The organism is Streptomyces sp. NPDC033229, from assembly GCF_055576875.1.
This window is the reverse complement of the sequence record NZ_JBVIQR010000015.1, coordinates 37,921-60,533: the sequence shown is the minus strand read 5'-3', so window position 1 is coordinate 60,533 and position 22,613 is coordinate 37,921. Positions and strand designations below refer to the sequence as shown.

Annotated in this window: 18 protein-coding genes and 1 other RNA gene; 8 read left to right on the top strand and 11 right to left on the bottom strand. The window is 72.4% G+C overall.

The features are described 5' to 3' along the window. Positions 1-98: 98 nt before the first annotated feature. Positions 99-296 (top strand): DUF397 domain-containing protein, encoded by a 198-nt coding sequence (locus ACZ53N_RS15680; RefSeq protein ID WP_469141399.1) that lies wholly within the window; start codon positions 99-101, stop codon positions 294-296. On the opposite strand, the gene ACZ53N_RS15675 is transcribed toward ACZ53N_RS15680, so the two are convergent. Further along, a complete protein-coding gene (locus ACZ53N_RS15675) occupies positions 293-1,258 on the bottom strand; it encodes a LysR family transcriptional regulator (RefSeq protein WP_469141398.1) in 966 nt (321 codons plus the stop codon). The genes ACZ53N_RS15680 and ACZ53N_RS15675 overlap by 4 nt on opposite strands. An 84-nt stretch (positions 1,259-1,342) precedes the next feature. On the opposite strand from ACZ53N_RS15675, the gene ACZ53N_RS15670 reads away from it, so the two are divergent. Next, positions 1,343-1,516: a hypothetical protein gene (locus ACZ53N_RS15670; protein WP_469141397.1), complete on the top strand. Its 174-nt coding sequence runs from the start codon at positions 1,343-1,345 to the stop codon at positions 1,514-1,516. A gap of 53 nt (positions 1,517-1,569) precedes the next feature. Beyond that, positions 1,570-2,268 (top strand): antibiotic biosynthesis monooxygenase, encoded by a 699-nt coding sequence (locus tag ACZ53N_RS15665; RefSeq protein ID WP_469141396.1) that lies wholly within the window; start codon positions 1,570-1,572, stop codon positions 2,266-2,268. Between the two features lie 108 nt (positions 2,269-2,376). Here ACZ53N_RS15665 and ACZ53N_RS15660 read toward each other — a convergent pair whose 3' ends face one another. The 6 genes from ACZ53N_RS15660 to ftsE all read right to left on the bottom strand — a co-directional run bounded on the left by ACZ53N_RS15660 (position 2,377) and on the right by ftsE (position 7,674). Then, entirely contained in the window at positions 2,377-3,522 is a 1,146-nt protein-coding gene (locus ACZ53N_RS15660) for a hypothetical protein (RefSeq protein ID WP_469141395.1), read from the bottom strand. 179 nt (positions 3,523-3,701) lie between these two features. Continuing rightward, positions 3,702-4,072, bottom strand: a transfer-messenger RNA (tmRNA) gene (gene ssrA, locus ACZ53N_RS15655). A 113-nt stretch (positions 4,073-4,185) separates the two neighbouring features. Further along, positions 4,186-4,692, bottom strand: coding sequence for an SsrA-binding protein SmpB (gene smpB / locus ACZ53N_RS15650; protein WP_469141394.1), 507 nt, complete (start codon positions 4,690-4,692; stop codon positions 4,186-4,188). Positions 4,693-4,710: 18 nt separating this feature from the next. Beyond that, positions 4,711-5,949 carry a S41 family peptidase gene (locus ACZ53N_RS15645; RefSeq protein ID WP_469141393.1) on the bottom strand — a complete coding sequence of 413 codons (1,239 nt, stop codon included), beginning with the start codon at positions 5,947-5,949 and terminating at the stop codon, positions 4,711-4,713. Positions 5,950-6,063: 114 nt separating this feature from the next. Continuing rightward, positions 6,064-6,975 (bottom strand): permease-like cell division protein FtsX, encoded by a 912-nt coding sequence (gene ftsX / locus ACZ53N_RS15640; RefSeq protein ID WP_469141392.1) that lies wholly within the window; start codon positions 6,973-6,975, stop codon positions 6,064-6,066. A gap of 9 nt (positions 6,976-6,984) precedes the next feature. Beyond that, positions 6,985-7,674, bottom strand: coding sequence for a cell division ATP-binding protein FtsE (gene ftsE / locus ACZ53N_RS15635; RefSeq protein ID WP_130878113.1), 690 nt, complete (start codon positions 7,672-7,674; stop codon positions 6,985-6,987). Positions 7,675-7,950: 276 nt separating this feature from the next. Between ftsE and ACZ53N_RS15630 the strand changes: the two genes are divergently transcribed. Next, a complete protein-coding gene (locus ACZ53N_RS15630) occupies positions 7,951-8,145 on the top strand; it encodes a hypothetical protein (protein WP_469141391.1) in 195 nt (64 codons plus the stop codon). A 163-nt stretch (positions 8,146-8,308) separates the two neighbouring features. Here the strand turns inward: ACZ53N_RS15630 and ACZ53N_RS15625 are convergent, their stop codons facing one another. The 4 genes from ACZ53N_RS15625 to ACZ53N_RS15610 all read right to left on the bottom strand — a co-directional run bounded on the left by ACZ53N_RS15625 (position 8,309) and on the right by ACZ53N_RS15610 (position 14,518). Further along, positions 8,309-9,268: an LPXTG cell wall anchor domain-containing protein gene (locus ACZ53N_RS15625; RefSeq protein WP_469141390.1), complete on the bottom strand. Its 960-nt coding sequence runs from the start codon at positions 9,266-9,268 to the stop codon at positions 8,309-8,311. A 222-nt stretch (positions 9,269-9,490) separates the two neighbouring features. After that, the gene (gene prfB, locus ACZ53N_RS15620) at positions 9,491-10,597 is read right to left on the bottom strand and encodes a peptide chain release factor 2 (protein ID WP_469141389.1); all 1,107 of its coding nucleotides are present in this window, start codon (positions 10,595-10,597) and stop codon (positions 9,491-9,493) included. 526 nt (positions 10,598-11,123) lie between these two features. Then, the gene (locus ACZ53N_RS15615) at positions 11,124-12,449 is read right to left on the bottom strand and encodes a serine/threonine-protein kinase (protein WP_469141388.1); all 1,326 of its coding nucleotides are present in this window, start codon (positions 12,447-12,449) and stop codon (positions 11,124-11,126) included. A 215-nt stretch (positions 12,450-12,664) separates the two neighbouring features. Continuing rightward, positions 12,665-14,518 (bottom strand): serine/threonine-protein kinase, encoded by a 1,854-nt coding sequence (locus ACZ53N_RS15610; RefSeq protein ID WP_469141387.1) that lies wholly within the window; start codon positions 14,516-14,518, stop codon positions 12,665-12,667. Positions 14,519-15,030: 512 nt separating this feature from the next. On the opposite strand from ACZ53N_RS15610, the gene ACZ53N_RS15605 reads away from it, so the two are divergent. The 4 genes from ACZ53N_RS15605 to ACZ53N_RS15590 all read left to right on the top strand — a co-directional run bounded on the left by ACZ53N_RS15605 (position 15,031) and on the right by ACZ53N_RS15590 (position 22,487). Beyond that, a complete protein-coding gene (locus ACZ53N_RS15605; protein WP_469141491.1) occupies positions 15,031-18,627 on the top strand; it encodes an FtsK/SpoIIIE domain-containing protein in 3,597 nt (1,198 codons plus the stop codon). 203 nt (positions 18,628-18,830) lie between these two features. Further along, positions 18,831-20,231: an ABC transporter substrate-binding protein gene (locus ACZ53N_RS15600; RefSeq protein ID WP_469141386.1), complete on the top strand. Its 1,401-nt coding sequence runs from the start codon at positions 18,831-18,833 to the stop codon at positions 20,229-20,231. Between the two features lie 13 nt (positions 20,232-20,244). Then, positions 20,245-21,609, top strand: coding sequence for a carbohydrate ABC transporter permease (locus tag ACZ53N_RS15595; protein WP_469141385.1), 1,365 nt, complete (start codon positions 20,245-20,247; stop codon positions 21,607-21,609). After that, positions 21,606-22,487: a carbohydrate ABC transporter permease gene (locus ACZ53N_RS15590; protein WP_469141384.1), complete on the top strand. Its 882-nt coding sequence runs from the start codon at positions 21,606-21,608 to the stop codon at positions 22,485-22,487. Before ACZ53N_RS15595 ends, ACZ53N_RS15590 begins: the two co-directional genes overlap by 4 nt. The last annotated feature ends 126 nt before the right edge of the window (positions 22,488-22,613 follow it).

Sequence of the window (22,613 nt, the reverse complement as noted above, 5' to 3'; positions counted from 1 at the left end):
CACCAATTACTTGCCAATCTGATGGGATAGCAGGGGAGTTGGGCCGCATCCCTCCCCGGTCAGCAATCAATCACCGGCCGAGCGGGAGGGAGACTCGCGTGGGCGACCAGAATTTTCGGCCACTTTGGCGCAGGAGCACCTTCAGTCAGAACATCGAGGGGAACTGCGTAGAGGTCGCATTCCTCCTCCACGAAGTGTGGGTGCGCGACTCGAACGCCCCCACCCGCCCCCCGCTTTCCTTCGCCCACCGCCCCTGGCGGGAATTCCTCGCCCACCTGGAGTCGCCGACGGGCTAAGCCGCCCCCATCAGCGCCGCGTCATCCGGCGGCAGCCACCCCGCCCCCACCGGACCTCCCAGCCACCCCCGTGACGCGGCCAGCCCACGCGCCGCCGCCCGGAGCGCGTCCAGCCCCGGATGTCGCAGGCCCTTCCGCCACACCATCGCCACCGGCGACAGCGGCACCGGGTCGACCAGCGGTCGCAGCACCATGCCCGGCACGTCGATGAATTCGACGCTCGCCAGCACCGACCACCCCCGCTTGCGGATGACGCGGATGAACTCCTCGTCCCCCTCGATTTCGGGGAAGGGCTCGGCGATGCGAATTCCCCGTCCCTCGAAGAGCCTTTCTGCGAGGTCGGTCCACTCCGCCGTCATCGGGTTTCCGGCAGCCGCGTAGAGGGTCTCGCCCGCCAATTGGCCGAGCGGTACCTCCCGCAGCTCCGCCAGCCGGTGATCCTCCGGGAGCAGCACGGCCATCGGCTCGTACCGCACGGGCTGGTGATCGAGGCGGGCCCGTACTGCCGGGTCGAGGCCGGCGACGCGGCCGAAGGAGACGTCCAGGCGTCCGGTGGTGATCTCCCCCGCCGCGCCCGTCAGGCCGCTGAGGTACCGGGCGATCAACTCCTGTTCGGGTGCGGCCTCCCGGGCCGCCGTCAGCACCTGGGACGGGACGCCGACGCCGGCGCCGATGTCCACGAGCAGCGGCCGTTCCTCCCGTACGCAGGCCGCCGCCAGCTCGTCGTGCGCGGCGAGTACCGCCCGCGCGTACGGCAGCAGCCGGGTGCCCTCCGCCGTGAGGGTCACCTGCCGGGTGGTACGCGCGAACAGCTCGCCGCCCACCCGTTGTTCCAGTCGCCGGATGTCCCGGCTGAGCGCCTGCTGGGCCACGTACAACCGCGCCGCCGCCCGGGTGAAGTGCAGTTCGTCGGCGACGGCGACGAACGCTCGCAGCAGTCGCGGTTCCATGTCGTGCGGCATGCGGCGCAGTTAACAACACAGACGCGTTAATGGCCACTGATCAGGTGTTGGACCGCCGTATCCCCCTCCAGCGAGGCTGGAGACATGCCGAATCAGCCCCATCACAGCCCCTCCCCCTTCTTCGCCGTCAGTGGCGGCACCCTGATCGCCATGCCCCGCCCGGCCACAGACCCGGCGGCCGCACGGAACACGCTGCGCCGGCGCCCCGGGCGGCTCGCCCGTCTCTTCACGAACCGCCTTGACCTCAAGCGCGGTTGATGTTCGACGCTGAGCGCATCTGCCAGCGATCACCGCAAGGAGTCCGGCCACCCATGTCCACCGCCCCGCGCCTCGAACTGCCCCGCGTCGGCCGCCCCGACGCCGGCACCCACCTCGTCAGTGAATGGATCGTCGGCAGCGCCGAGGGCTCCCGCACCGCCGCCGACATGGCTCTCGCAGAGTGGTCGGACACCATGGGCCGGGGCCCCGGCGGAGACGCCGACGGGTCCCTCGCCCTGCACATCTTCCTGAACACCGACGGCAGCAGCCTTCTGCACTACTCCCAGTGGACCAGCGACGAGGCCCATCTCGCCTGGGCCCGCGCCCGCCGCGACGGCATGATCAGCAAACTCGACGATGTCGTCCCCGGCATCGAGCGCCCGGGGCTGCACCGCACCCACGTCTACCGGAGCATCACGGCGGACACGTCCCTCACACCGCGTCTGATCGTCCTCGCCACCGTCGACGCGACCACCCCCGAGCGGCAGCGCTCATGGGCCGACACCGTCGTCGCCGCGCAGCGGGAGACCCCGCTGCCCGGGCTGGTCGCCGCCCACTTCCACCTCACCAAGGACGGCACTCGCGTCCTGAAGTACTCCGAGTGGGCCGATGTCGCCGCCCACGAGGCGGCGCTGCCCGTCCTGGCCTCCTCCCCTGCTTGGGGCAAGGTCCTGGAGCATGCCGGGACGCGGCACCTGGGCTTCAAGCGGTACGAGATCTATGGCTCTGTGACGCGTGGCGCCGCCCGCTAGGGGGTGTCCGACGGATCTTCGGCTGCGGGCCGTCGTTGCCGCCTGCGGCGGCGAGCGCCCTGCGGGCGCGTCCTCAATCGCCGGACGGGCTGGTTTCGGCTGGGCTCGCTACGCCCGGCTCCGGACGCGCCGGAAGATCACCACGCCCGCCGCTGCCGCCACAGCCGCCCCGCCCGTGCCCGCGCCGACGATGAGCACCGTGCGGTCGGGGCCGTCGTCCGGGGACGTGGGGGCGGACCCGGCGACCACGAGGTGACCGGTCCTCTTCACCCGTCCGTGGTGGCTCACGACGGTGACGGGGTAGCGGCCGGATTCCAGATCGGTCCGGATGCGGGCCGGGCCGTAGTAGCGCGGGTCGTCGCCGTCGCCCGCCTTGCTGTCGTCGCGCTTCAACATCACCGCGCGTTCGAAGGCCGGGGAGGTGGCGGTCAGCCGGTCCTCCTCGCCCGGATCGGGTGACTCGTCGCTCCACAGCACCTTGACCGAGCCACCGGCCGCGACCTTCGCGCCGGAGCTGCGGGCGTCCTCCGGCCGGTCCTTGTCGGCGAAGAAGGCGGGGCCGCGCGCCTTGCCCACGTAGTCGCTGTCACCGGGCCGGGCGGCGCGGACCACGAGGTCCGCGTTCTGGAGGGTCCGACCGTCCGGGCCGGTCAGCTCCACCTTGTAGGTGCCGTCCTTCGCGTCGGCCGGCAGCCGTACGGGCGCGGAGAACATCCGGGGGTTGTTCCAGTCGGCGCCCTTGGGGTCGTGGGCCAGCCGGATGGGGGCGGGGAAGGCCGGGGAACGCACGGTGAAGGCGTCGCCGGTCTCGCCGGGATAGAGATCGTCGAACCACATCCCCAGCTCCTCGCCGGGCCGCAGTTCGTCACCCGGCGTGCTCACGTGGAACGTCGGCCGTTCCGAGGCCTTGACCTCCACCTGTTCCCTGGCCACGATCTTGCCGTCCGCCCTGACCTTGAGCGGGTACGTACCGGGCGGAGTGGACATCTCGACGGCGGGCCGCGCGTGATGGCTGCCGTCCGAGGGGGCCAGCCGGACCGGCCGGTCGAAGACGGGCGAGCTGACGGTGACGTCCGCGCCCGCCCGGACGCCCCGGACGTCGATGTCGATCAGTTCGCCGGGCCGGTTGTCGAACGCGCCGTTGAGCAGCACGTTCACCCCCTCGCCCGGCCCGTCGTCGGCCACCGCGAGGCCGGCCGTCGGCCACATCAGCCCCACACCCACCACGGCCACCGCCGTCCGAGTCCACTTCACCGCACACCCCCTGTCGGTCAATGAGGAAGATGGCCGCCCCGGCCCGATGGTTGCCCGTATCCGGCGGATGTTCCCGGGTTTGCGCAGGTGGCAAAAGCAACTCCGGCCGTTCCCCGTACAGAGCCGGAAAAAAACCTGAGGCCCGAGACGTAGTCTCGGGCCTCAGGCTCACATGGGATGAGTGGAGATGGCGGGAATCGAACCCGCGTCCAACGGTGCAGAATCAGGGCTTCTCCGTGTGCAGTTCGCTGCGCTTTTCTCGGCCCCGGAGATCACGCGAACAAGTCTCCGACGGGCCCAGCCACTGTTTGATTTCCTTCCAGACCCCGTGACCGGGTCTAGAAGTTTAGTTCCCTAGCTGATGCCAGGATCCGGGTCGGGAACAAGCCCGGGCTGACACTTCACGCAGTCGCTACTTAGGCAGCGAGGGCGAAGGAATCGCGCTTGGTGTTGGCGATTATAGGTTGCGACATATGGTTTACGAGATCATTGCCGCTTCCTCGACACGCTTCCCCTGCTTCGACATCCGCTGTCGAAACCGATCATCCCCATGTTGATTTTTCAAAGTGCACACCCGGCACCACCCGGTGGTGTGCGATGCCCATCGTACGTGACCAACGCACGAGGGTGCCAGCGTATTCCCGGGGGCGGTCCCCGGGAGGGCTACAGCGTCTGCTGCTTCGCCCGCTGGCGCCTGCGCGCGGCGGCGATCGCGCGGTTCGACTCCCGCGTGTCCTGCTTCTCGCGCAGCGTCTGCCGCTTGTCGTACTCCTTCTTGCCCTTGGCGAGGGCGATCTCGACCTTGGCCCGGCCCTCCTTGAAGTAGATCGCCAGCGGCACGATCGTGTGACCCGTCTCCTGTGACTTGGAGTCGAGCTTGTCGATCTCGGCACGGTGCAACAGCAGCTTGCGCTTGCGGCGCGCGCTGTGATTCGTCCACGTCCCCTGGGTGTACTCGGGGATGTGGGCGTTGTGCAGCCATGCCTCGCCGCCGTCGATCTGCACAAAGCCGTCCACGAGCGAGGACCGGCCCTGGCGGAGCGACTTGACCTCGGTGCCCGTCAGCACCATGCCGCACTCGTAGGTGTCCAGAATGTGGTAATCGTGGCGCGCCTTCTTGTTCTGCGCGACCAGCTTGCGACCTGGGGTCTCTTTCTTCTGCTTAGCCATAGCGCGGTCATTCTCGCACTAGGACCCCACCCCGAGGCCACTCAATACTGTGCGGGCCCGCTGCTCGGCGTCACCACGGACGACCAGGTCGGGGGTGATGCCCCGGCCGTCGACCGCCCGCCCGGCGGGAGTGCGGTAATGGCCGACGGTCAGCTCGGCCACCGAGCCGTCGGGGAGCCGACTGGGCATCTGCACGGATCCCTTGCCGAAGGTGGGCCCGCCGACGAGGACGGCCCTGCCCCGGTCCTGGAGGGCGCCGGCCAGCAGCTCGGCGGCGCTCATCGTGCCGCCGTCGACGAGGACGACCAGCGGCGGCCGGGTGTGACCACCGGGTTCCGCCTGGAGCACGCGCTGCTCGCCGTGCACGTCATAGGTGGCGACGAGGCCGCCGTCGAGGAAGGCGGAGGCGGCGTCGACGGCCTCGGTGACCAGACCGCCGGAGTTGCCGCGCAGGTCCAGCAGGATGCCCTCGCCGCGCCCGGCGGCCAGCACCGCCTGCCGGACCCGCTCGCCGCTGCCCTTGGTGAAGGAGGCGACCTTGATCCGGATGGCGGGCGCCTCCTCGTCCCGGAGCCGGTCGACGGTGACGCTCCGGGTGGTCAGCCGCTGCCGGTACAGGGTGTGCTCCCAGGTGCGGTCCCCGCGCTGGAGCCCCAGGCGCACGGGGGTACCGGGTGTGGCCGCGGCGGACCGGACCGAGGACTTCCCCGCGTCGTCGCCGGGCGCCGGGCTGCCGGCGTCGCCCCGCAGCCGGGCGACGGTCTCGGTGACGGGACGGCCGGTGGTGTCCGCGCCGTCGACCGTGCGGACCCGGTCGCCGGGGCGGAGCCCGGCGCGCTCGGCGGGGCTGCCGGGCTGGACTCCGTCGATCTCGGTCTCTCCGCCCGGCCCGCGCCGGGCGGAGAGACCGACGCCGACGTACGCGCCGTCTAACGCGCGCTGGAAGCCTTCGTACTCGCGGGCGCTGTAGACCGCGCTCCAGCGGTCGCCACTGCGGCTGACCACCTCGGCGGCGGCCTCCGAACCGGACTTGCCCTTCCGCGCGGCCTGCGCGGCGGCTGCCTCCACGGCCCGGCGGTCGACGGCCCTCGCGACCGTACGGGAGGACCTGCCGCCCTCGCGCTCCCCGCCGTCCTGCCGGTCCATCCCCCAGGAACCGGCGGTGGCACCGGCCGCGAGCACACTCGCGAAGACCAGTGTCAGAGCCGCTCCACGACGGACGCGGCGCGGCGGAACGAACATCGTCGGGCCGGGCATGCGCGAGAGTCTAGGACACGAGAGGGCGCCGTACGGGGAGTTGACCGTCAACGAAGTAACGGCGAAGCCGCACGGCGCCCTCGGCGCATGTCCTGTGCTCCGGTGCGCGGGCGGCTACACCTTGAGGTACTTCCGCAGCGCGACGAAGGCGGCGAGCGCGGGCATCAGCAGGCCGATCGCGAGCACCAGCGGCAGCTTGGCGAGCACCGCGTCCCAGCCGATGAACTGGATCACGTCGACGTGGTGCGCGAGCCAGTTGTTCACCAGAAAGTACTGGCCGCAGACGAGCAGGACGCAGGCGAAGCCCGCGCCGAGGAGCCCGGCGAAGGCCGCCTCCATGATGAAGGGAATCTGGATGTAGATGCTGGACGCGCCGACCAGCCGCATGATCCCGGTCTCCCGGCGGCGACTGAACGCCGAGACCCGGACCGTGTTGACGATCAGCATGAGCGCCACGACGAGCATCAGGCCCATCACGCCGAGCGCCGCGAGATTCATGCCGTTGAGGAGATTGAAGAGGTTCTCCAGCAGCGTCTTCTGGTCCTGCACCACCTGGACGCCCGGGCGCTGCGAGAAGGCGGAGGAGATGACCTTGTACTGGGACGGGTCCTTGAGCTTGACCCGGAAGGATTCCTGCATCTGGTCCGGCGTCAGGGAACCGGCGATCGGGGATTTCCCGAACTGTTCCTTGTAGTGCTTGTACGCCTCGTCGCTCGTCTCGAACTGAACGCTCTGGACGACCCGCATCTTTTCCAGGTCGGCCTTGATCTGCTTCTTCTGGTCCTCGGTGACCGCGCCCTTCGCACAGGCGGGATCGGACTCGACGTCGACCTTGTTGCAGAGGAAGATCGAGACGTTGACCTTGTCGTACCAGTAGCCCTTCATCGTGCTGACCTGCTCGCGCATGAGCAGTGACCCGCCGAAGAGGGCGAGCGACAGGGCGACGGAGACGATGACCGCGAAGGTCATCGTGAGATTACGGCGGAGACCGACGCCGATCTCCGACAGGACGAACTGGGCGCGCATGGCGTCCTTTCAGTGCTGGTAGCCGTAGACGCCGCGCGACTGGTCGCGCACGAGCCGGCCCTTTTCCAATTCGATGACGCGCTTGCGCATCTGGTCCACGATCTGCTGGTCGTGCGTGGCCATGATGACGGTCGTCCCGGTCCGGTTGATCCGGTCCAGCAGCTTCATGATGCCGACGGAGGTCTGCGGATCGAGATTGCCGGTCGGTTCGTCGGCGATCAGCAGCATCGGACGGTTGACGAACGCGCGAGCGATGGCCACGCGCTGCTGTTCACCGCCGGACAGCTCGCCGGGCATCCGGTCCTCCTTGCCGCCGAGGCCCACCAGATCGAGGACCTGGGGCACGCCCTTGCGGATTTCACCGCGCGGCTTGCCGATGACCTCCAGGGCGAAGGCGACGTTCTCGCCGACCGTCTTGTTGGGCAGCAGCCGGAAGTCCTGGAACACGGTGCCCAACTGGCGGCGCATCTGCGGCACTTTCCAGTTGGAGAGCCGGGCGAGGTCCTTGCCGAGCACATGGACCTGACCGTGGCTGGCCCGCTCCTCGCGCAGCAGCAGCCGCAGGAAGGTGGATTTGCCCGAACCCGAGGAACCGACGAGGAAGACGAACTCGCCTTTCTCGATCTCCAGCGAGACGTCGCGGAGCGCCGGACGGTTCTGCTTCGGGTAGGACTTGGAGACGTTGTCGAATCGGATCACGAGTGCACCACGCGTCGACCTGGATAGTGGCACGGAACACCGCGCGCGCGGCTCCCGTCGGTGTGCGTGACCATACGCGAACCACCGGTGCACGCGCAGTCGGCATCCGGGGTTGACGCGTTTATTACCAACACCATCGGGGACAAAACGAGGACATTTGGGCCTCGTTTTGCGCTGCGCGCGAGCAGTCGCGCCGAACGGCGGGAAAGCTGGCACAGTGGTAAGGGGAACCACACGGGTATCCCGCGCGTTGGACGTGCCGGAGGAGGAGATCGCATGACATGCGACCGACTGGTGTGCGCCAGCTGCGCGGGCCGGGTCAGCGAGGGCAGGTGCCCGGTCTGCCGGGCCAGCCGTCAGCGGCTTGAGCAGCAGGAAGGCGCGTTCGCCGCGCTGACGCCCGCCACCTTGATCGCGCTGCTGGTGGCGCTCATCGCGGTGGCCCTGGTCGCCCACGGCTTCGCCGCGTAATCACTCGACCACGCTCGACGACGATCGGCGTACGGACGGAGCGTATGCGCATCCTCACGGGGACGTAACCCCCGCGGAGCACGGTTACTCACCGTAGACATGGCAGAAGGCCCGGAGCGTTGCCCGCTCCGGGCCTTCTGTCCGTCATCACACGTGTACCCGATCAGGCCGCGGTGTTCCGGTTGACCAGGCGCGGGAGCATCCGGAAGCCGATGCCGCCGGCGATCATCGTCGCGGCGCCGATCAGCAGGAAGGACGTCTGACCGGCACCCGTCTGGGCCAGCTGCTCCTTCGGCTTGGCCTGCTGCACGGGCTTGGAGCCGCCGCCGTCGGTGCTGGTGCCGCAGTTGGAGTCCGTGTCCACCGGGCAGGTCGTGGCGTCGTCACCCTTGCCGCTGCCGCCGGTGGCGGAGCCGCTGTGGTCGTCGCCGCCGGTGGAACCGCCGGTGCTGTCACCGTCGTCGTCACCGCCGGTGGAACCACCGGTCGTGGTGCCACCGCCGGTCGTACCCTCGGAGGTCGAGCCGCCGCTGGTCGAGCCGCCGGAGGTGGAACCCTCGGAGGTCGAGCCGCCGGAGGTCGAACCGCCGGTCGTGGTGCTGCCGCCGGTCGTGGTCCCGCCGCTGGTGGAACCGCCGGAGGTCGAACCCTCAGAGGTCGAACCGCCGGAGGTCGAACCACCGGAGGTGGAACCGCCGCTGGTCGAGCCACCGCTGGTGCTGCCGCCGCTGGTCGAGCCCTCGGACGTCGAACCGCCGGTGGTGGTACCGCCCGTGGTCGAACCGCCCGTGGTCGTGCCACCGGTCGTGGTCCCGCCCGTGGTGGTGCCACCCGTCGTGGTGCCGCCCTCCGACGTGCCACCCGTGGTCGTGCCACCCGTGGTCGTCGAACCGCCGGTGGTGGGCGGCTGCGTCGGCTGCGGGATCTCGGTCGGGTCGACGGTCGGGTCGACGGTGGGCTCGGTCGTCGGGTCGGCCCCGACGGTCGCCTTCACACCGATGCCGCCGACCTCGACGTCCACCCCGGCGGCCGATGCCGCGCCGGCGGCGGTCAGCGACGCACCCGCCACGATCACCGCACCGGCAGTTATTCGCGCGACGCGCAGTCGCGTGTTCTTCGTCATCTGCCTGCTACCCCCAGTAGCTGAACTCGTCATTGGAGCAGCTCTTCACGGGGCCTTGGCGCTCTGGGGACCACACATGGCTGAACCGGCCGAATCAGCCGGGCCGCTCGCCCCCCGCCACACGCGCCCCAGTGATACGCATGCCGAACGCCACCCTTCACAGTTTTCAGGGTGGCGTCAAGGCGGTTACGGGCGTGATGCCCGGCTATGTCAGCGGTTGGACTACTTCTCCTGCTGCTTGCGCCAGCGGATACCGGCCTCGAGGAAGCCGTCGATGTCGCCGTCGAGCACGGAGGTGGGGTTGCCGACCTCGAACTCGGTACGCAGGTCCTTCACCATCTGGTACGGGTGCAGGACGTACGAACGCATCTGGTTGCCCCAGGAGCTGCCGCCGTCACCCTTGAGGGCGTCCATCTTGGCGCGCTCCTCCTGGCGCTGACGCTCAAGGAGCTTCGCCTGGAGGACGTTCATCGCGGTCGCCTTGTTCTGGATCTGCGAGCGCTCGTTCTGGCAGGAGACGACGATGCCGGTCGGAAGGTGGGTCAACCGGACCGCGGAGTCGGTGGTGTTGACGCCCTGGCCGCCGGGGCCGGAGGAGCGGTAGACGTCCACGCGCAGGTCGGACTCGTCGATCTCGACGTGGTCGGTCTGCTCGACGACGGGCAGCACCTCGACGCCCGCGAAGGACGTCTGGCGGCGGCCCTGGTTGTCGAAGGGCGAGATACGCACGAGGCGGTGGGTGCCCTGCTCGACGGAGAGCGTGCCGTAGGCGTACGGGACCTGCACGGCGAAGGTGGTCGACTTGATGCCGGCCTCTTCCGCGTAGGAGGTTTCGTAGATCTCCGTCTTGTAACCGTGGCGCTCGGCCCAGCGCAGGTACATGCGCTGGAGGCGCTCGGCGAAGTCGGAGGCGTCGACGCCGCCGGCCTCGGCGCGGATGTTGACCAGCGCCTCGCGGGAGTCGTACTCGCCGGAGAGGAGGGTACGGACCTCCATCTCGTCCAGCGCCTTGCGGACCGAGGTCAGCTCGGCCTCGGCCTCGGCGAGGGTGTCCGCGTCGTCCTCGGCCTCGGCGAGCTCGAAGAGCACCGCGAGGTCGTCGATGCGGCTGCGCAGCGCCTCGGTCTTGCGCAGCTCCGCCTGGAGGTGCGACAGCTGGCTGGTGATCTTCTGCGCCGCGTCCGGGTCGTCCCACAGGGACGGGGCCGCCGCCTGCTCCTCGAGCACGGCGATGTCGGCCCTCATCTTGTCGAGGTCCAGGACGGCCTCGATCGACCCCATGGTCGAGGAGAGGGACTTCAGCTCTTCGGATACATCAACGACTGCCACGCACCCAGCCTAACGGCTGCGCCGGGCTGCACGGCCCGAAGGTCGGCGCCGAAGATCTCCGGGGCGGGTATTTCCGGGCCATAACGGCTATATAGGGGGCTGCCTCAATAGCCGGGGTGGGAGTGGAGCGTCTCCCTTCGGCAGGGGGCCGGGCGCCATGTCGCCGGGGCGGCGTCCAACGGGCCCCGTGTATCGCGCCGCGCCCGGCCGCCGCGGCCGGCCTTGCACCGGGCCGGAGGCCACCGGTGCGCTGCCACGGCCCCGCCGTGAGTTCGCCCAGCGAAGGCGCGGCCTGCCCGCCGGGGGCACTTGCCGGCGAAGGCTCGCGGCTCGCACCCGGCCGCCGCGGCCGGCCTTCCACCGGGCCGGAGGCCACCGGTGCGCTGCCACGGCCCGCCACGCGATCCGCCCGGCGAAGGCGCGGCCCGCCCGCGGGCGGGCCACCTGCCCGGCGAAGGCTCGCGTTCGCGGCCGACCGCCGTGCCCCGGGCTTCCACCGGGGCCGGAGGGCCACCCGCTCCTGGGGCTACCTTCCCGGCGAGGGCTCAGGCTCCGTGCGGTGGACGCCCGGTTTGGCGTCGCCGGAGTCGTGGTCGGCCACGGCGAACCAGCCGCCCACCCCGGCCGCCGCGGCCAGCGCCACCGCGGCCGCGCCGAGCTTCACACGGCGGCGCCGCAGCGCTTCCGAAGCCGACCGGTGGCGCGCGGAGCCCGCCCGGCGCTCCCCGGCCGCGCGCGGGGCGCGGGCCGTGCCGTGGGCGCCGCCCGCCAGCTCCTCGGGACCGGGCACGCGCATGCTCGTATGGGTCTCGCGGCTGGAGTCGGCGACGGCGCCCGGTACGAGCGGCACCACGCCCCGGCGGCGCGGCTCGGCGGCCATGGCCGTCGTCGCGGACCGGTCGTCGTAGCCGCCGTCGCGCCCGGTGTCCGCGGCGCTCTGCCCGTCCTCGGGCTCGTCGATGTCGAGCGGCGGGTACCCGGCCAGGCTCGGCAGCAGCTCCCGCAGCCGCACCGCCACCTCCGAGGCCCGCAGCCGGGACGCGGGGCCCTTGGCGAGGCACTGGACGATGAGCTGCCACAGCTCGTCGGGGATGCCGGGCAGCGGCGCCACCGTCTCGGTGACGTGCCGCCGCAGGACGGCGCCCGGGTGGCCGCCGCCGAAGGGGGTGAAGCCCGCCAGCAGCTCGTAGAGCACGGTGGCGAGGGCGTAGACGTCGACGGAGGCGCGCGGCGGCAGGCCCTCGATGATCTCGGGGGCGAGGTAGTCGGGGGTGCCGATGACGCTGCGCGGGTTCGGGGAACGGCCGCCCGGGGCGGCGGAGCCGCCGACCCCACCGGTGGCGGCGGCGCGGCGCGGGGTGTCGACGAGGCGGGCGATGCCGAAGTCGGTGAGCAGCGCGGGGTGCGCCCCGGCGGGGCCGAGGGGGCCCGCCATGTCGAGGAGGACGTTCTCCGGCTTGACGTCGCGGTGCACGATCCCGGCGGCGTGCGCGGCGGCGAGCCCGTCGGCGACGTCGGCGACGATGGCGACGGCGGCCTCGGGGGCGAGGCGGCGCTCGTGGTCGAGGCGGGTGCGCAGGTCCGTCCCTCGGATGAGGTCCATGACGAGGGCGAGGTCGGCGCCGTCGACGACGAGGTCGCGCACCCCGACGACGTTCGGGTGGTCGAGGCCGAGGAGGGCCGCGCGCTCCTGCACGAACCGGCCGACGAGCTCCTGGTCGGACGCGAGGTCCTCACGCAGGAGCTTGATGGCGACCGGGCCCTCGGGGCCCTCGCCAAGCCACACCGTGCCGGCACTGCCGCGCCCCAGGACCTGGTGGGCGGTGTACCGGCTGCCGATCTTCCGTGCCAAGACTCTTCGGCTTCCTTTCCTGGTCCTCCGACCCCCGGGGAGGGCGCGTTGGCGACAAAGCTACGCGGCTGAAGGGATGTTAGGGGCACCGATCTGTGCCGACCGCCGCTTCTGCGGCAGAAAACACCCTTCAGATGTCGACAAGTCTCCAAGATCGTGCCGGAGAGGGGACGGCCGGGGGGACTGCCCCCGGCCCGGCCGGTGCCGAAGCGGGGTTACGTGCCCGACCCGAGGTCGGAGACCCAGTTCTTGACGTCGGTGACCCAGTCCCAGGTGGCGTCCCAGAAGCTCTTGCCGTCGGCGACCCAGTCCTTGAGCGGGGTGAACTCCCAGACCAGCCAGGACCCGAGGACAAGGATGAGGATCATGAACAGACAGCCCTTGAGGCAGCCCAGTCCCGGAATCCGCATCGGGTTCGCGCTGCGCTGCCGCGGCGGCCTGGGCTCGCGGCGCGGGGCGGCGGGCTCGGGTGCGGGCGGCGGGGCGTAGCGCTGCGGCTGGTGCTGCTGCTGGGGCTGCGGCGGCTGCTGGTAGCGCGGCTGCGGCTGCCGCTGGGGCTGCTGTCTCGGCTGCCGCTGGGGCGGTCGCTGCGGGGAGTACTGCTGGGGCTGGGGCTGCGGCGGCTGCTGGCCATACTGCGGCTGCCCGTGCTGCTGGCCATACTGCGGCTGCCCGTGCTGCTGGCCGTACTGCTGCTGCCCGTACTGCTGGCCCTGCGGCGGCTGTTGCTGGTGACGCGGAGGCTGCTGCGGGGGCTGCTGGGGCGCGCCGGCCCGGCGCGTGGGGCGGCGGCGCAGCGGGTCCTCGCTCGGGTCCAGGTACTGGACCTGCGTCTGGTCGTTGCGGTCGCGGGCCGCGCGCAGCTGGGTCTGCCACGGGTGCGGGTCGTCGCCCGAGGGCTGCGGCGGGCCCGGGGGCACCGGCGGCATGACGCGGGTGGGGTCACCCCCCTGCGGACCGCCGGGGCCGGCGGGCAGGACCTGGGTCGGGTCGGCGTTCGAGCCGGCCGGGCCGGGCGGCGTGTTCGGCAGCAGGCTGGTCGCGGCGTTCGGGTCGTAGGAGCCCGCGTTCGACGGGAGCATCTGGGTGGGTTCGGCGTCACCGAAAGCGGCGCCGCCGGTGCCGCCGTCCGCGCCGGTGCCGGGCACCTGGGCGGGCTCGGGGTCCGGGGCGAGCAGCGCGGCGACCCCGAGCGCGGCCTCGGCCTGCGCCGGGGAGGCGTGCACGCCGACGCCGGCGGCGACGACGCGCAGGGCGCGGGCGAGGTTCTCGGCACTGGGCCGCTCCTCGGGGCGCTTGCGCAGGCAGCGCTCGATGACCGTCCACAGCGGTTCGGGGACGGTGGTGGGGCGGCGCGGCTCCTCGCTGAGGTGGCGGTGCAGAACCTCCAGGGCGGTCGAGCCGGCGAACGGCGGACGGCCGGTGACCAGCTCGTACAGCAGGATGCCCGCGCCGTAGATGTCGACGGCGGACGTCTGCGGGCGGCCCTCGGCGGACTCGGGCGCGACGTAGGCCGGGGTGCCGACGAATTCGTGGGTGCGGGTGAGACCGGGCGAGTCCGCGAGGCGGGCGATGCCGAAGTCGGTGAGCATCGGGTGCATCGCCTGGCCGTCGTTCCGCAGGAGAACGTTGGCGGGCTTGAGGTCGCGGTGGACGACGCCGTCGGCGTGGCTGGCCGCGAGGGCGTCGGCGATCTGGGCGGTCAGGAGCGCGGCCGCGACGGGGGTGAAGGGGCCGTTGTCACGCAGATAGCGGTGCAGGTCCGGGCCGTCGACCAGGTCCATGACGAGCGCCAGCAGATCGCCCTCGACGACGAGGTCGCGGGTGCGGACGATATTGGGGTGGGTGAGCCGCAGCAGGACGGAGCGCTCCCGCAGGAAGCGCATCACGACGTCCGCGTCGTTGGCCAGCTCCTCCTTGAGGACCTTGATCGCGACGGTCTCGCCGGGCTGGCCGGCCACGGCGGCCTCGGCGCCGGCCGCCTCTCGCTGGCGGGCTCGCCAGACGACGCCCGTGGCTCCGCGTCCGAGCGGCTCCTCGAGCAGGTACTTACTGCCTACCGGCCGCACGTCATGCGCTCCCTGATCGTGATCCAAGCTTGCGGTGGCCGCTGCCCGGCCATTCGCCCACTGTAGTGCTGCCGCACCGCCCGTTGACGGGTCTCATTCAGTGGGGCTCACGGGAAAGACGCGCGTTCCGGACAGATGGTTGCCACACGCGTCCCGCCACGCCCCCCGTGCGAGGGAACCGGGCACGGGCGGCTGACGGTACGGGACGGGGATGGACCGGGAGCGGGCCTTAGCGAACCCTGAGCGAACACGGTGCGGCACGACTTCGCCATCCGGCGTTCGTGACCTCACGTTTTCGCACCTTCGGATGGTCGTTCAAGATCACGAATTGGCTCTCGCCGGGCGCGTCGTCAGTGGCAGGTGCGAGGATGCTCACAGCACGGATGCGGCGGGGAGGGAGCGGGAGGCCCCGCGCGAACGTGGTGACCTGTACGTGCCGACGCGCCCGTGCGTGGTGGGGGAAGTGCGGAACCCTGCCGGGCACTCCGGGCAGGAAGGGACCGTTGACGGCGATGCAGATCCGGCTGACCGTCCTCGGGCCGCTCAGCGGCCACACACCCCCTCATGGCCCTCACGCGACGCGCGCCTGCGATGTGCTGGTGACCGCCCCCGCCGGGACGGCCCTCGCCAGTGTGGCGAGCGGCCTCGCGGCCGCCGCCGCGGCGGCGGGCTGCGATCTCGGCAGCGGTGCCGTCGTCGTCTATGCCGGCGCCGAGCGGCTCGACGCGCAGCGCTGCGCGCTGGGCGAGCCACCACTGATCGACGGCGCCGTGCTGTCCCTGGGCGCCCCGGCCGACCCGGACCGGCACGCGGGCGTGCTCCTGTCCGGCGTGCCGGAGGCGGCCGCCCGGCTGCACGTGGTCTCGGGACCGGACGCGGGCGGGGTGCACCTGCTGCACGGCGGCGAGGTCCGCATCGGCCGCTCCAGCTCGGCGGACGTGCCCCTCGACGACCCCGATGTCTCCCGGCTGCACTGCGCGGTCACCGTCACCGACGACGGCGCCGTCACCCTGCACGACCTCGGCTCCACCAACGGCACCGTGCTCGACGGCACTCCGGTCGACGGGCGCCCGGTCCCCTTCCCCCCCGGCACGCTGCTGCGGGTCGGCGAGTCCACGCTGAGTCTGCACAGCCCTTCCGACACCTCGCCGCGCGTCCTTCCGGCGGCACCGGACGGGGAGGGGCACCTCCGGGTGGCGGCGGGGGGCACGGTCCCCGGCAGCGCCGGGCAGCCCCGGGGGGCGACCTCGTGGGCCGAGGGCTCCGCCGCGTTCGCGGGGCCGGGCGCGGGCGGCGGATACGGCGGCGTCCCCGGGCCCGCCCGCGCCCCCCGAGGCGCCGGTCCCGCCCCGGCCGACGGCTTCGGCGACGCCGGCGGCGGCCCCGCGATGGCGCACGCCACCGCGGGCTCGGCCAGGACCGCCGAGACCCACCAGTCGGTCGGGATCGTCGGCTTCCCCGGGCCCACCGGCTTCACCGAGGGCTACTTCGGCTCGGCCGATGCCGTGGCGCCGAGCCGCTTCGGCGACCCCTCCGTGCCCGGACCGCGCCACCACAACGGCTTCATCGGAGCACCCGACCCCTACACCCCGGACCACACCCCCGACGGGTACGCCCCCGGCGGGCACATCACCCACGGCGGGCGCGGCACCCAGTTCGACGTTCCCGACGACCGGAGCGCACCGCCCGCCGCGGGCGAGGAGCGGGCCGAGGGCAAGCGGGGCGGCCGTCAGCGCGGCATAGGTGCCTGGGCCCGGCGGCTGGCCGGCGGGCGGGGAGCCGAGCGGGCGGTCGTCGCCGAGGAGTGGCCGCCCTCGGCCGAGGGCGACGCGGAGCGGGCCCGTGCCCTGGCGGAGTCGCTGCGCGAGCGGTGGCCCGACCCGGCGTGCGTGCTGCTGACCGCGCTCGGGCCCGGGCCCCGGCTGTGGGAGCGCGGCCCCGACCACGCGGACCTGCTGACCGTGCGGCTCGGCACCACCGACCGGTACGCCGCCGACGGCAGCGGGCTGCTGCCGTCCGTGCCGGTGACGGTCGCGCTGCGGGAGGTCGGGGCACTCGGCCTGGCGGGCCCCCGGGAGCGGCTGTCCGGGCTGGCCCGGTCCGTCCTCGCGCAGCTCGCGGCGTTGCACCCGCCCGCCGCGCTCGAATTCGTCCTGATCAGTGCCGACCGTTCGCGGAGCGCGGAGGAGCGGCTGGCGGAGTGGTCCTGGCTCGGCTGGCTGCCGCAGCTGCGGCCCACCCACGGGCAGGACTGCCGGCTGCTGGTCGCCTACGACCGCGAGCAGGCCGAGGCCCGTACGGCGGAGCTCGTGCGCCGCCTCGACGACGGCCCCCTCGGGCCGAACTGGGCGAGTGCGGCACCCGAGGCCGTGGCGTCGGTCGTCGAGCACCACAGCGGCCCGTACACGATCCTGATCGTCGACGGCGACCCCGGCTCGCCCGCGCTGCGGGAGACGGTCTCGCGGCTGGCCACGGGCGGCCCGGCGGCGGGCATCCACCTCCTGTGCCTGGCGGACACCCCGGCGACCACCCCCGCCTCCCCCGTCTCCGCCACCCTCGATACGGCCCGCGCGCTCTCCCCGGCCTTCCCGCAGTGCGGCGCGGTGGCGCTGCTGAGCGGGGACGTGGCCACGGTGGTCCAGGTGCTCCATCGCGGCGGCGCGGCGTTCGAGGCGGGCGCGGGCCCGCAGGCCGGCGTCGCGGTGCCCGGTGGGTACGCGCCTGCCGGCGGGCACGCCACGCAGTACGGCGGTACGGTCCCGGCGCCCGCCCACGGCCCCGGCGCCCACCCCGCGGCGGCGCTCGGCGGCAGTACCGTCATCGCCGCCGTCGACGCGGTCTCGGCGGCGTGGGCCGAGCGGTTCGCGCGGGCCCTGGCGCCGCTGCGGATGGCGGACGCGCAGGGGGCGCACGGACAGGCCGGGCGGGTGGTCGCGGCGCTGCCGCGGACCGCGCGGCTACTGGACGAGCTGGGCCTGGCCCGGGCCACCCCCGCCTCGCTGACGGCCCGTTGGGCGGCGGCCACGGACCGGGGCGCCCGGCCCGGCGGCCGGGCCGTCGCGGTCCTCGGCGCCGGTCCGCACGGGCCACTGACCGTCGATCTGGCCGCCGACGGCCCGCATCTGCTCGTCGAGGGCGGGCCCGGCTGCGGGAAGACCGAGCTGCTGCGTTCGCTCGCCGCGTCGCTGGCGGCCGCCGACCGCCCCGACCGGCTCTCGCTCGTCCTGGTCGACGGGGCGGGCGCCGAGCGCGGCGAGGGGCTGCGGGTCTGTACGGACCTGCCGCATGTGTCGACGTATCTGGCCGCCGCCGACCCGGTGCGGATGCGGGAGTTCGCGCAGGCGCTGAGCTCGGAGCTCAAGCGCCGCGCCGAGCTGCTGGGCCGGCTGGACTTCTGCGGATGGCACGCGCAGCACACCGCCGCGCAGATCATCTCGCCCCGCCGCCCGGCGGACGCGGCGTCCGGCGACCTCGACCCCGCGCCGAGCGGCACCCTCAAGCTGCGCGCGCAGAAGGACGGTCCGGCGCGCACCGCCGAGACGGCCCTGCCCCGCCTCGTCGTCCTCGTCGACGACTTCGACGCGCTCGTCGCTCCCGCTCTCGGCAGCACGGGCCGCCCGGCGGCCGGTTCCGTCGTGCGGGCGCTGGAGTCCGTGGCCCGGGACGGCGAGCGGCTCGGCGTGCACCTGGTCGCCGCGTCCGGGCGCCCGGACCGCACGGCCGACACGGCGGCGGTCGAGCGGTCGGGGCTGCGCGTCACGCTGGAGATCGCGCCCGCGTCGGCGGACGGCGCGGGCGACGGCAGCGGCTCGGGCGAACCCGCCCCGGGGCGCGGCCGACTGCAACGGCCGGACGACGACGCGATGACCCCGTTCCAGGCGGGCCGGGTCACGGGGCGGATCCCCCGGACGGCGACACTGCGCCCGACGGTCGTGGCCGTGGACTGGCAGCGCATGGGCGATCCGCCCACCCGCCGCCCCCTGCGCGAGCTGGGCAACGGCCCGACCGACCTGGCCCTGCTCGCCAGCGCCCTGCTGCGCGCCGCCCAGTCGGCGGGCACGTCCCCGGCCCCGCCCCTCCTCCCGCCGGACCCGCCCCGCCCGGCGTGACGGGCGGGTCCACGGGGCCCGCGCGGCACCGCCGGTGTGACGCCGCATCACAGCCCGGTCACGATCGGTGAGTTGATACCGGCGGCGGTATTGCGGCAGCTCCGGACCGGGCGTAGGACTGTCGGCACGGGAGACAGGCCGTACGCCGGTTCGACGTACGGCGCGCGGCCGTCCACGGGGAACCGGGCACGGGGAGGACGGCTATGCGTATATCGCGTTCACCGCTTCGCAGTTCGCCGCGCGGGGCCCGCGCGGCGCGAGGCGCGCTGGCTCTGGTCGCGGCGGTGGCACTGGCCCTGACAGCCGCCGGCTGCGGGGACGACGCCGACAAGGATCCGCAGGGCGGCGGGAAGACGGGCTCGTCGAAACCACTCCCGAACACCGTCGACCTTCCCCAGCTCAAGGGGCAGAAGCTCAAGGTCACCGCCGTCTGGACGGGCGCGGAGCAGAAGAACTTCACGAAGGTGCTGGACGAATTCGCCAAGCGGACGGGCGCCGAGGTGTCGTTCGTGCCCAGCGGCGACGACATGTCCTCGTTCATCGGCTCGAAAATAGCCGGCGGCGAGGCGCCGGACGTGGCGATGCTCCAGCAGCCGGGCGTGCTCAAGGAGTTCGCGCGGAAGGGCTGGCTCAAGCCGCTCGGCGGCGATGTCACCGCGCAGCTGGAGAAGAACTACGCCAAGGGGTGGCAGGACCTCGCCTCGTACGAGGGCAAGCGGTACGGCGTGTACTTCAAGACCAGCAACAAGTCCCTGGTCTGGTACAACACCAAGATCTTCGATGCGGCGGGCGCGAAGGAACCCCGGTCCTGGGCCGACTTCCTGCGCACCGCCCAGGTGATCGCCGACTACGGCGTCCCGCCGGTGTCGGTCGGCGGCGCGGACGGCTGGACCCTGACCGACTGGTTCGAGAACGTCTATCTCTCCCAGGCGGGCAAGGAGAAGTACGACCGGCTCGCCCAGCACAAGATCAAATGGACGGACCCGTCCGTCAAGGAAGCCCTGACCGCCCTCGGGCAGCTCTTCGGCAAGAAGGAGCTGCTGGCGGGCGGCAACGACGGCGCCATCCAGGTCACCTTCCCCGCCTCCGTCACGCAGACCTTCGTCGGCGGCGAGAAGGCCAAGGCGGGCATGGTCTTCGAGGGCGACATGGCGGCCGCCAACATCCTCGGCGCGAACGTGAAGATCGGCACCGACGCCAAGGTCTTCCCCTTCCCGGCGGTGGGCTCCGACGCGCCCGTGGTGACCGGCGGCGACGTCGGGGTGGCCCTCAAGGACAGCAAGGCCGCGCAGGCGCTGCTGACCTTCCTCGCCTCCTCCGACGCCGCCGGCATCTGGGCGCACGAGGGCGGCTTCATCTCGGCCAACAAGAACCTCGACCTGTCCGTGTACCCCAACGACGTGCTGCGCTCCATCGCCAAGGCGCTGGTCTCGGCGGGCGACGACTTCCGCTTCGACATGTCCGACCAGGCCCCCGCCTCCTTCGGCGGCAAGCCCGGGCAGGGCGAGTGGAAGCACCTCCAGGACTTCCTGCGCAACCCCAAGGACGTGGCGGGCACCCAGCAGAAACTGGAGTCCGACGCGGCCAAGGCGTTCAAGAACTGACGGCCGCGTCATCATGTCGACCGCGACAGCGGGCGGCGGACCGGCCTCCGGGCCCGTGCCGACGCCCGGCGACCCGCCCGTCACCCCGCCCAGGAGCGTGCTCGGCACCCGGCCGTGGGTCGCCGCCTGCTTCCTGCTGCCCGCGCTGGCCCTGCTCGGCGCCCTCGTCGTCTACCCCATCGGCTACTCCGTCCACCGCAGCCTCTTCGACGCCTCCGGCGGCGGCTTCGTGGGCGTCGACAACTACCGCGAGGTCTTCACCGACGACCGGATCCGCACGGCCCTGCGGAACAATGTCGTCTGGGTGGCCGTCGCCCCGACCGTCGCCACCGCCCTCGGTCTGATCTTCGCGGTCCTGACCGAACGGGTCCGCTGGGCCACGGCGTTCAAGCTGGTGGTCTTCATGCCGATGGCGATTTCCATGCTCGCCGCGGGCATCATCTTCCGGCTGGTGTACGAGCAGGACCCGGACCGCGGCGTGGCCAACGCGGTGTGGGTCGGCGTCCACGACACCTTCGCCGACCCCGCGCCCTTCCCCGGCGCGCACCCCCGGCCGACCGGGGACCTGGTGGCGAGCGGCGGCGGTGCGTTCACCACCAAGTCGGCCGTACGGGCGGGCTCCCCGGCGGCTCTGCCGCTGGTGGCCGTCAAACCGGAGGACGTGACCGGTGCCCGGGACGCCGCCCCGCCGCGGGAGGTGGCGGGGAAGGTCACCGGCACGGTGTGGCTGGACTTCGCCAAGGGCGGCAGCGGCACGGCGGGACGCATCGACAAGGGCGAGAAGGCCCTGGCGGGCGTCAGGGTCGAGGCGGTCAAGGACGGGAAGACCGTCGCCTCGACGACCTCGGCCGCCGACGGCACCTTCACCCTGCCCGACTCCGCGGCGGGCGCCCGACTGCGCCTTCCCGCCGCCAACTTCGCCGCCTCCTACGGCGGCGTCGACTGGCTGGGCCCCACCCTCGTCACCCCCGCCATCATCGGCTCGTACATCTGGATGTGGGCCGGCTTCGCGATGGTCCTCGTCGCGGCGGGCCTGGCGGGGGTGCCCCGGGAACTGCTGGAGGCGGCCCGGGTCGACGGCGCGAGCGAGTGGCAGGTCTTCCGCCGGGTGACCGTGCCGCTGCTGGCGCCCGTCCTCGCGGTCGTCGTCATCACCCTCATGATCAATGTGCTGAAGATCTTCGACCTCGTCTACATCATCGCCCCCGGCTCCAGCCTCGACAACGCCAACGTCCTCGCCCTGCAGCTCTACCAGTCGTCCTTCGGCACGGACGTCAACCAGGGTGTCGGCAGCGCCATCGCCGTGCTCCTGCTGCTGCTCGTCCTGCCGGTGATGCTCGTGAACATACGAAGGATCCGAAGGGAGCGGCGGCGATGACCACCACGGACACGGCCGTACGGGCGAAGCGCTCGCTTCCGGCGCGGATCGCAGCCCGGGCCGGCGGGGGCGCCCTGCGCGTCTTCCTCCTCGTCGTGGGCCTGTTCTGGCTGATGCCCACGGTCGGACTGCTGCTCTCCTCGCTGCGCGACGAGGCGGACATCGAGGCCTCGGGCTGGTGGCAGGTCTTCAGCCACCCCGGCGGGCTGACGACGGAGAACTACGGCAATCTGCTCGGCAACGACAAGGTGATGGAGTCCCTCCTCACCACCGCCCTGATCACCGTTCCCTCCACGGTGCTGGTCATCCTGATCGGCGCGCTCGCCGGCTACGCCTTCGCCTGGCTCGACTTCCCGGGCCGGGACTGGTGGTTCATGGTCGTGGTCGGCCTGCTCGTCGTCCCCGTGCAGGTGGCGCTCATTCCGGTCGCGAAGCTCTTCAACACGCTCGGGGTCTTCGAGACCACACCGGGGGTGATCCTCTTCCACACCGCCTTCGGGCTGCCCTTCGCGGTCTTCCTGCTGCGCAACTTCTTCGCCGAGATCCCCCGGGAACTGCTGGAGGCGGCCCGGCTGGACGGGGCCGGGGAGCTACGGCTGTTCACCCGGGTGGTGCTGCCGCTGGGCGGCCCGGCCATCGCCTCGCTGGGCATCTTCCAGTTCCTGTGGGTGTGGAACGACATGCTGATCGCGCTGATCTTCGCGGACAGCGGCAACCCGCCGATCACAGTCGCCCTCCAGCAGCAGGTGAGGCAGTTCGGCAGCAACATCGACGTCCTCGCCCCGGGGGCCTTCCTCTCGATGATCGTGCCGCTGGCGGTCTTCTTCGCCTTCCAGCGCCAGTTCGTCAACGGCATCATGGCGGGCGGGGTCAAGTGACAGGGCCTGTCCAGCGGATCGGCGCGTGTGCACCTCCGCTGCGCGGCGGTGGGGGGGGGGGGGGGGGGGGGGGGGGGGGGGGGGGGGGGGGGGGGGGGGAGGAAGAGGGAGGGGAAGGAAAAAAAA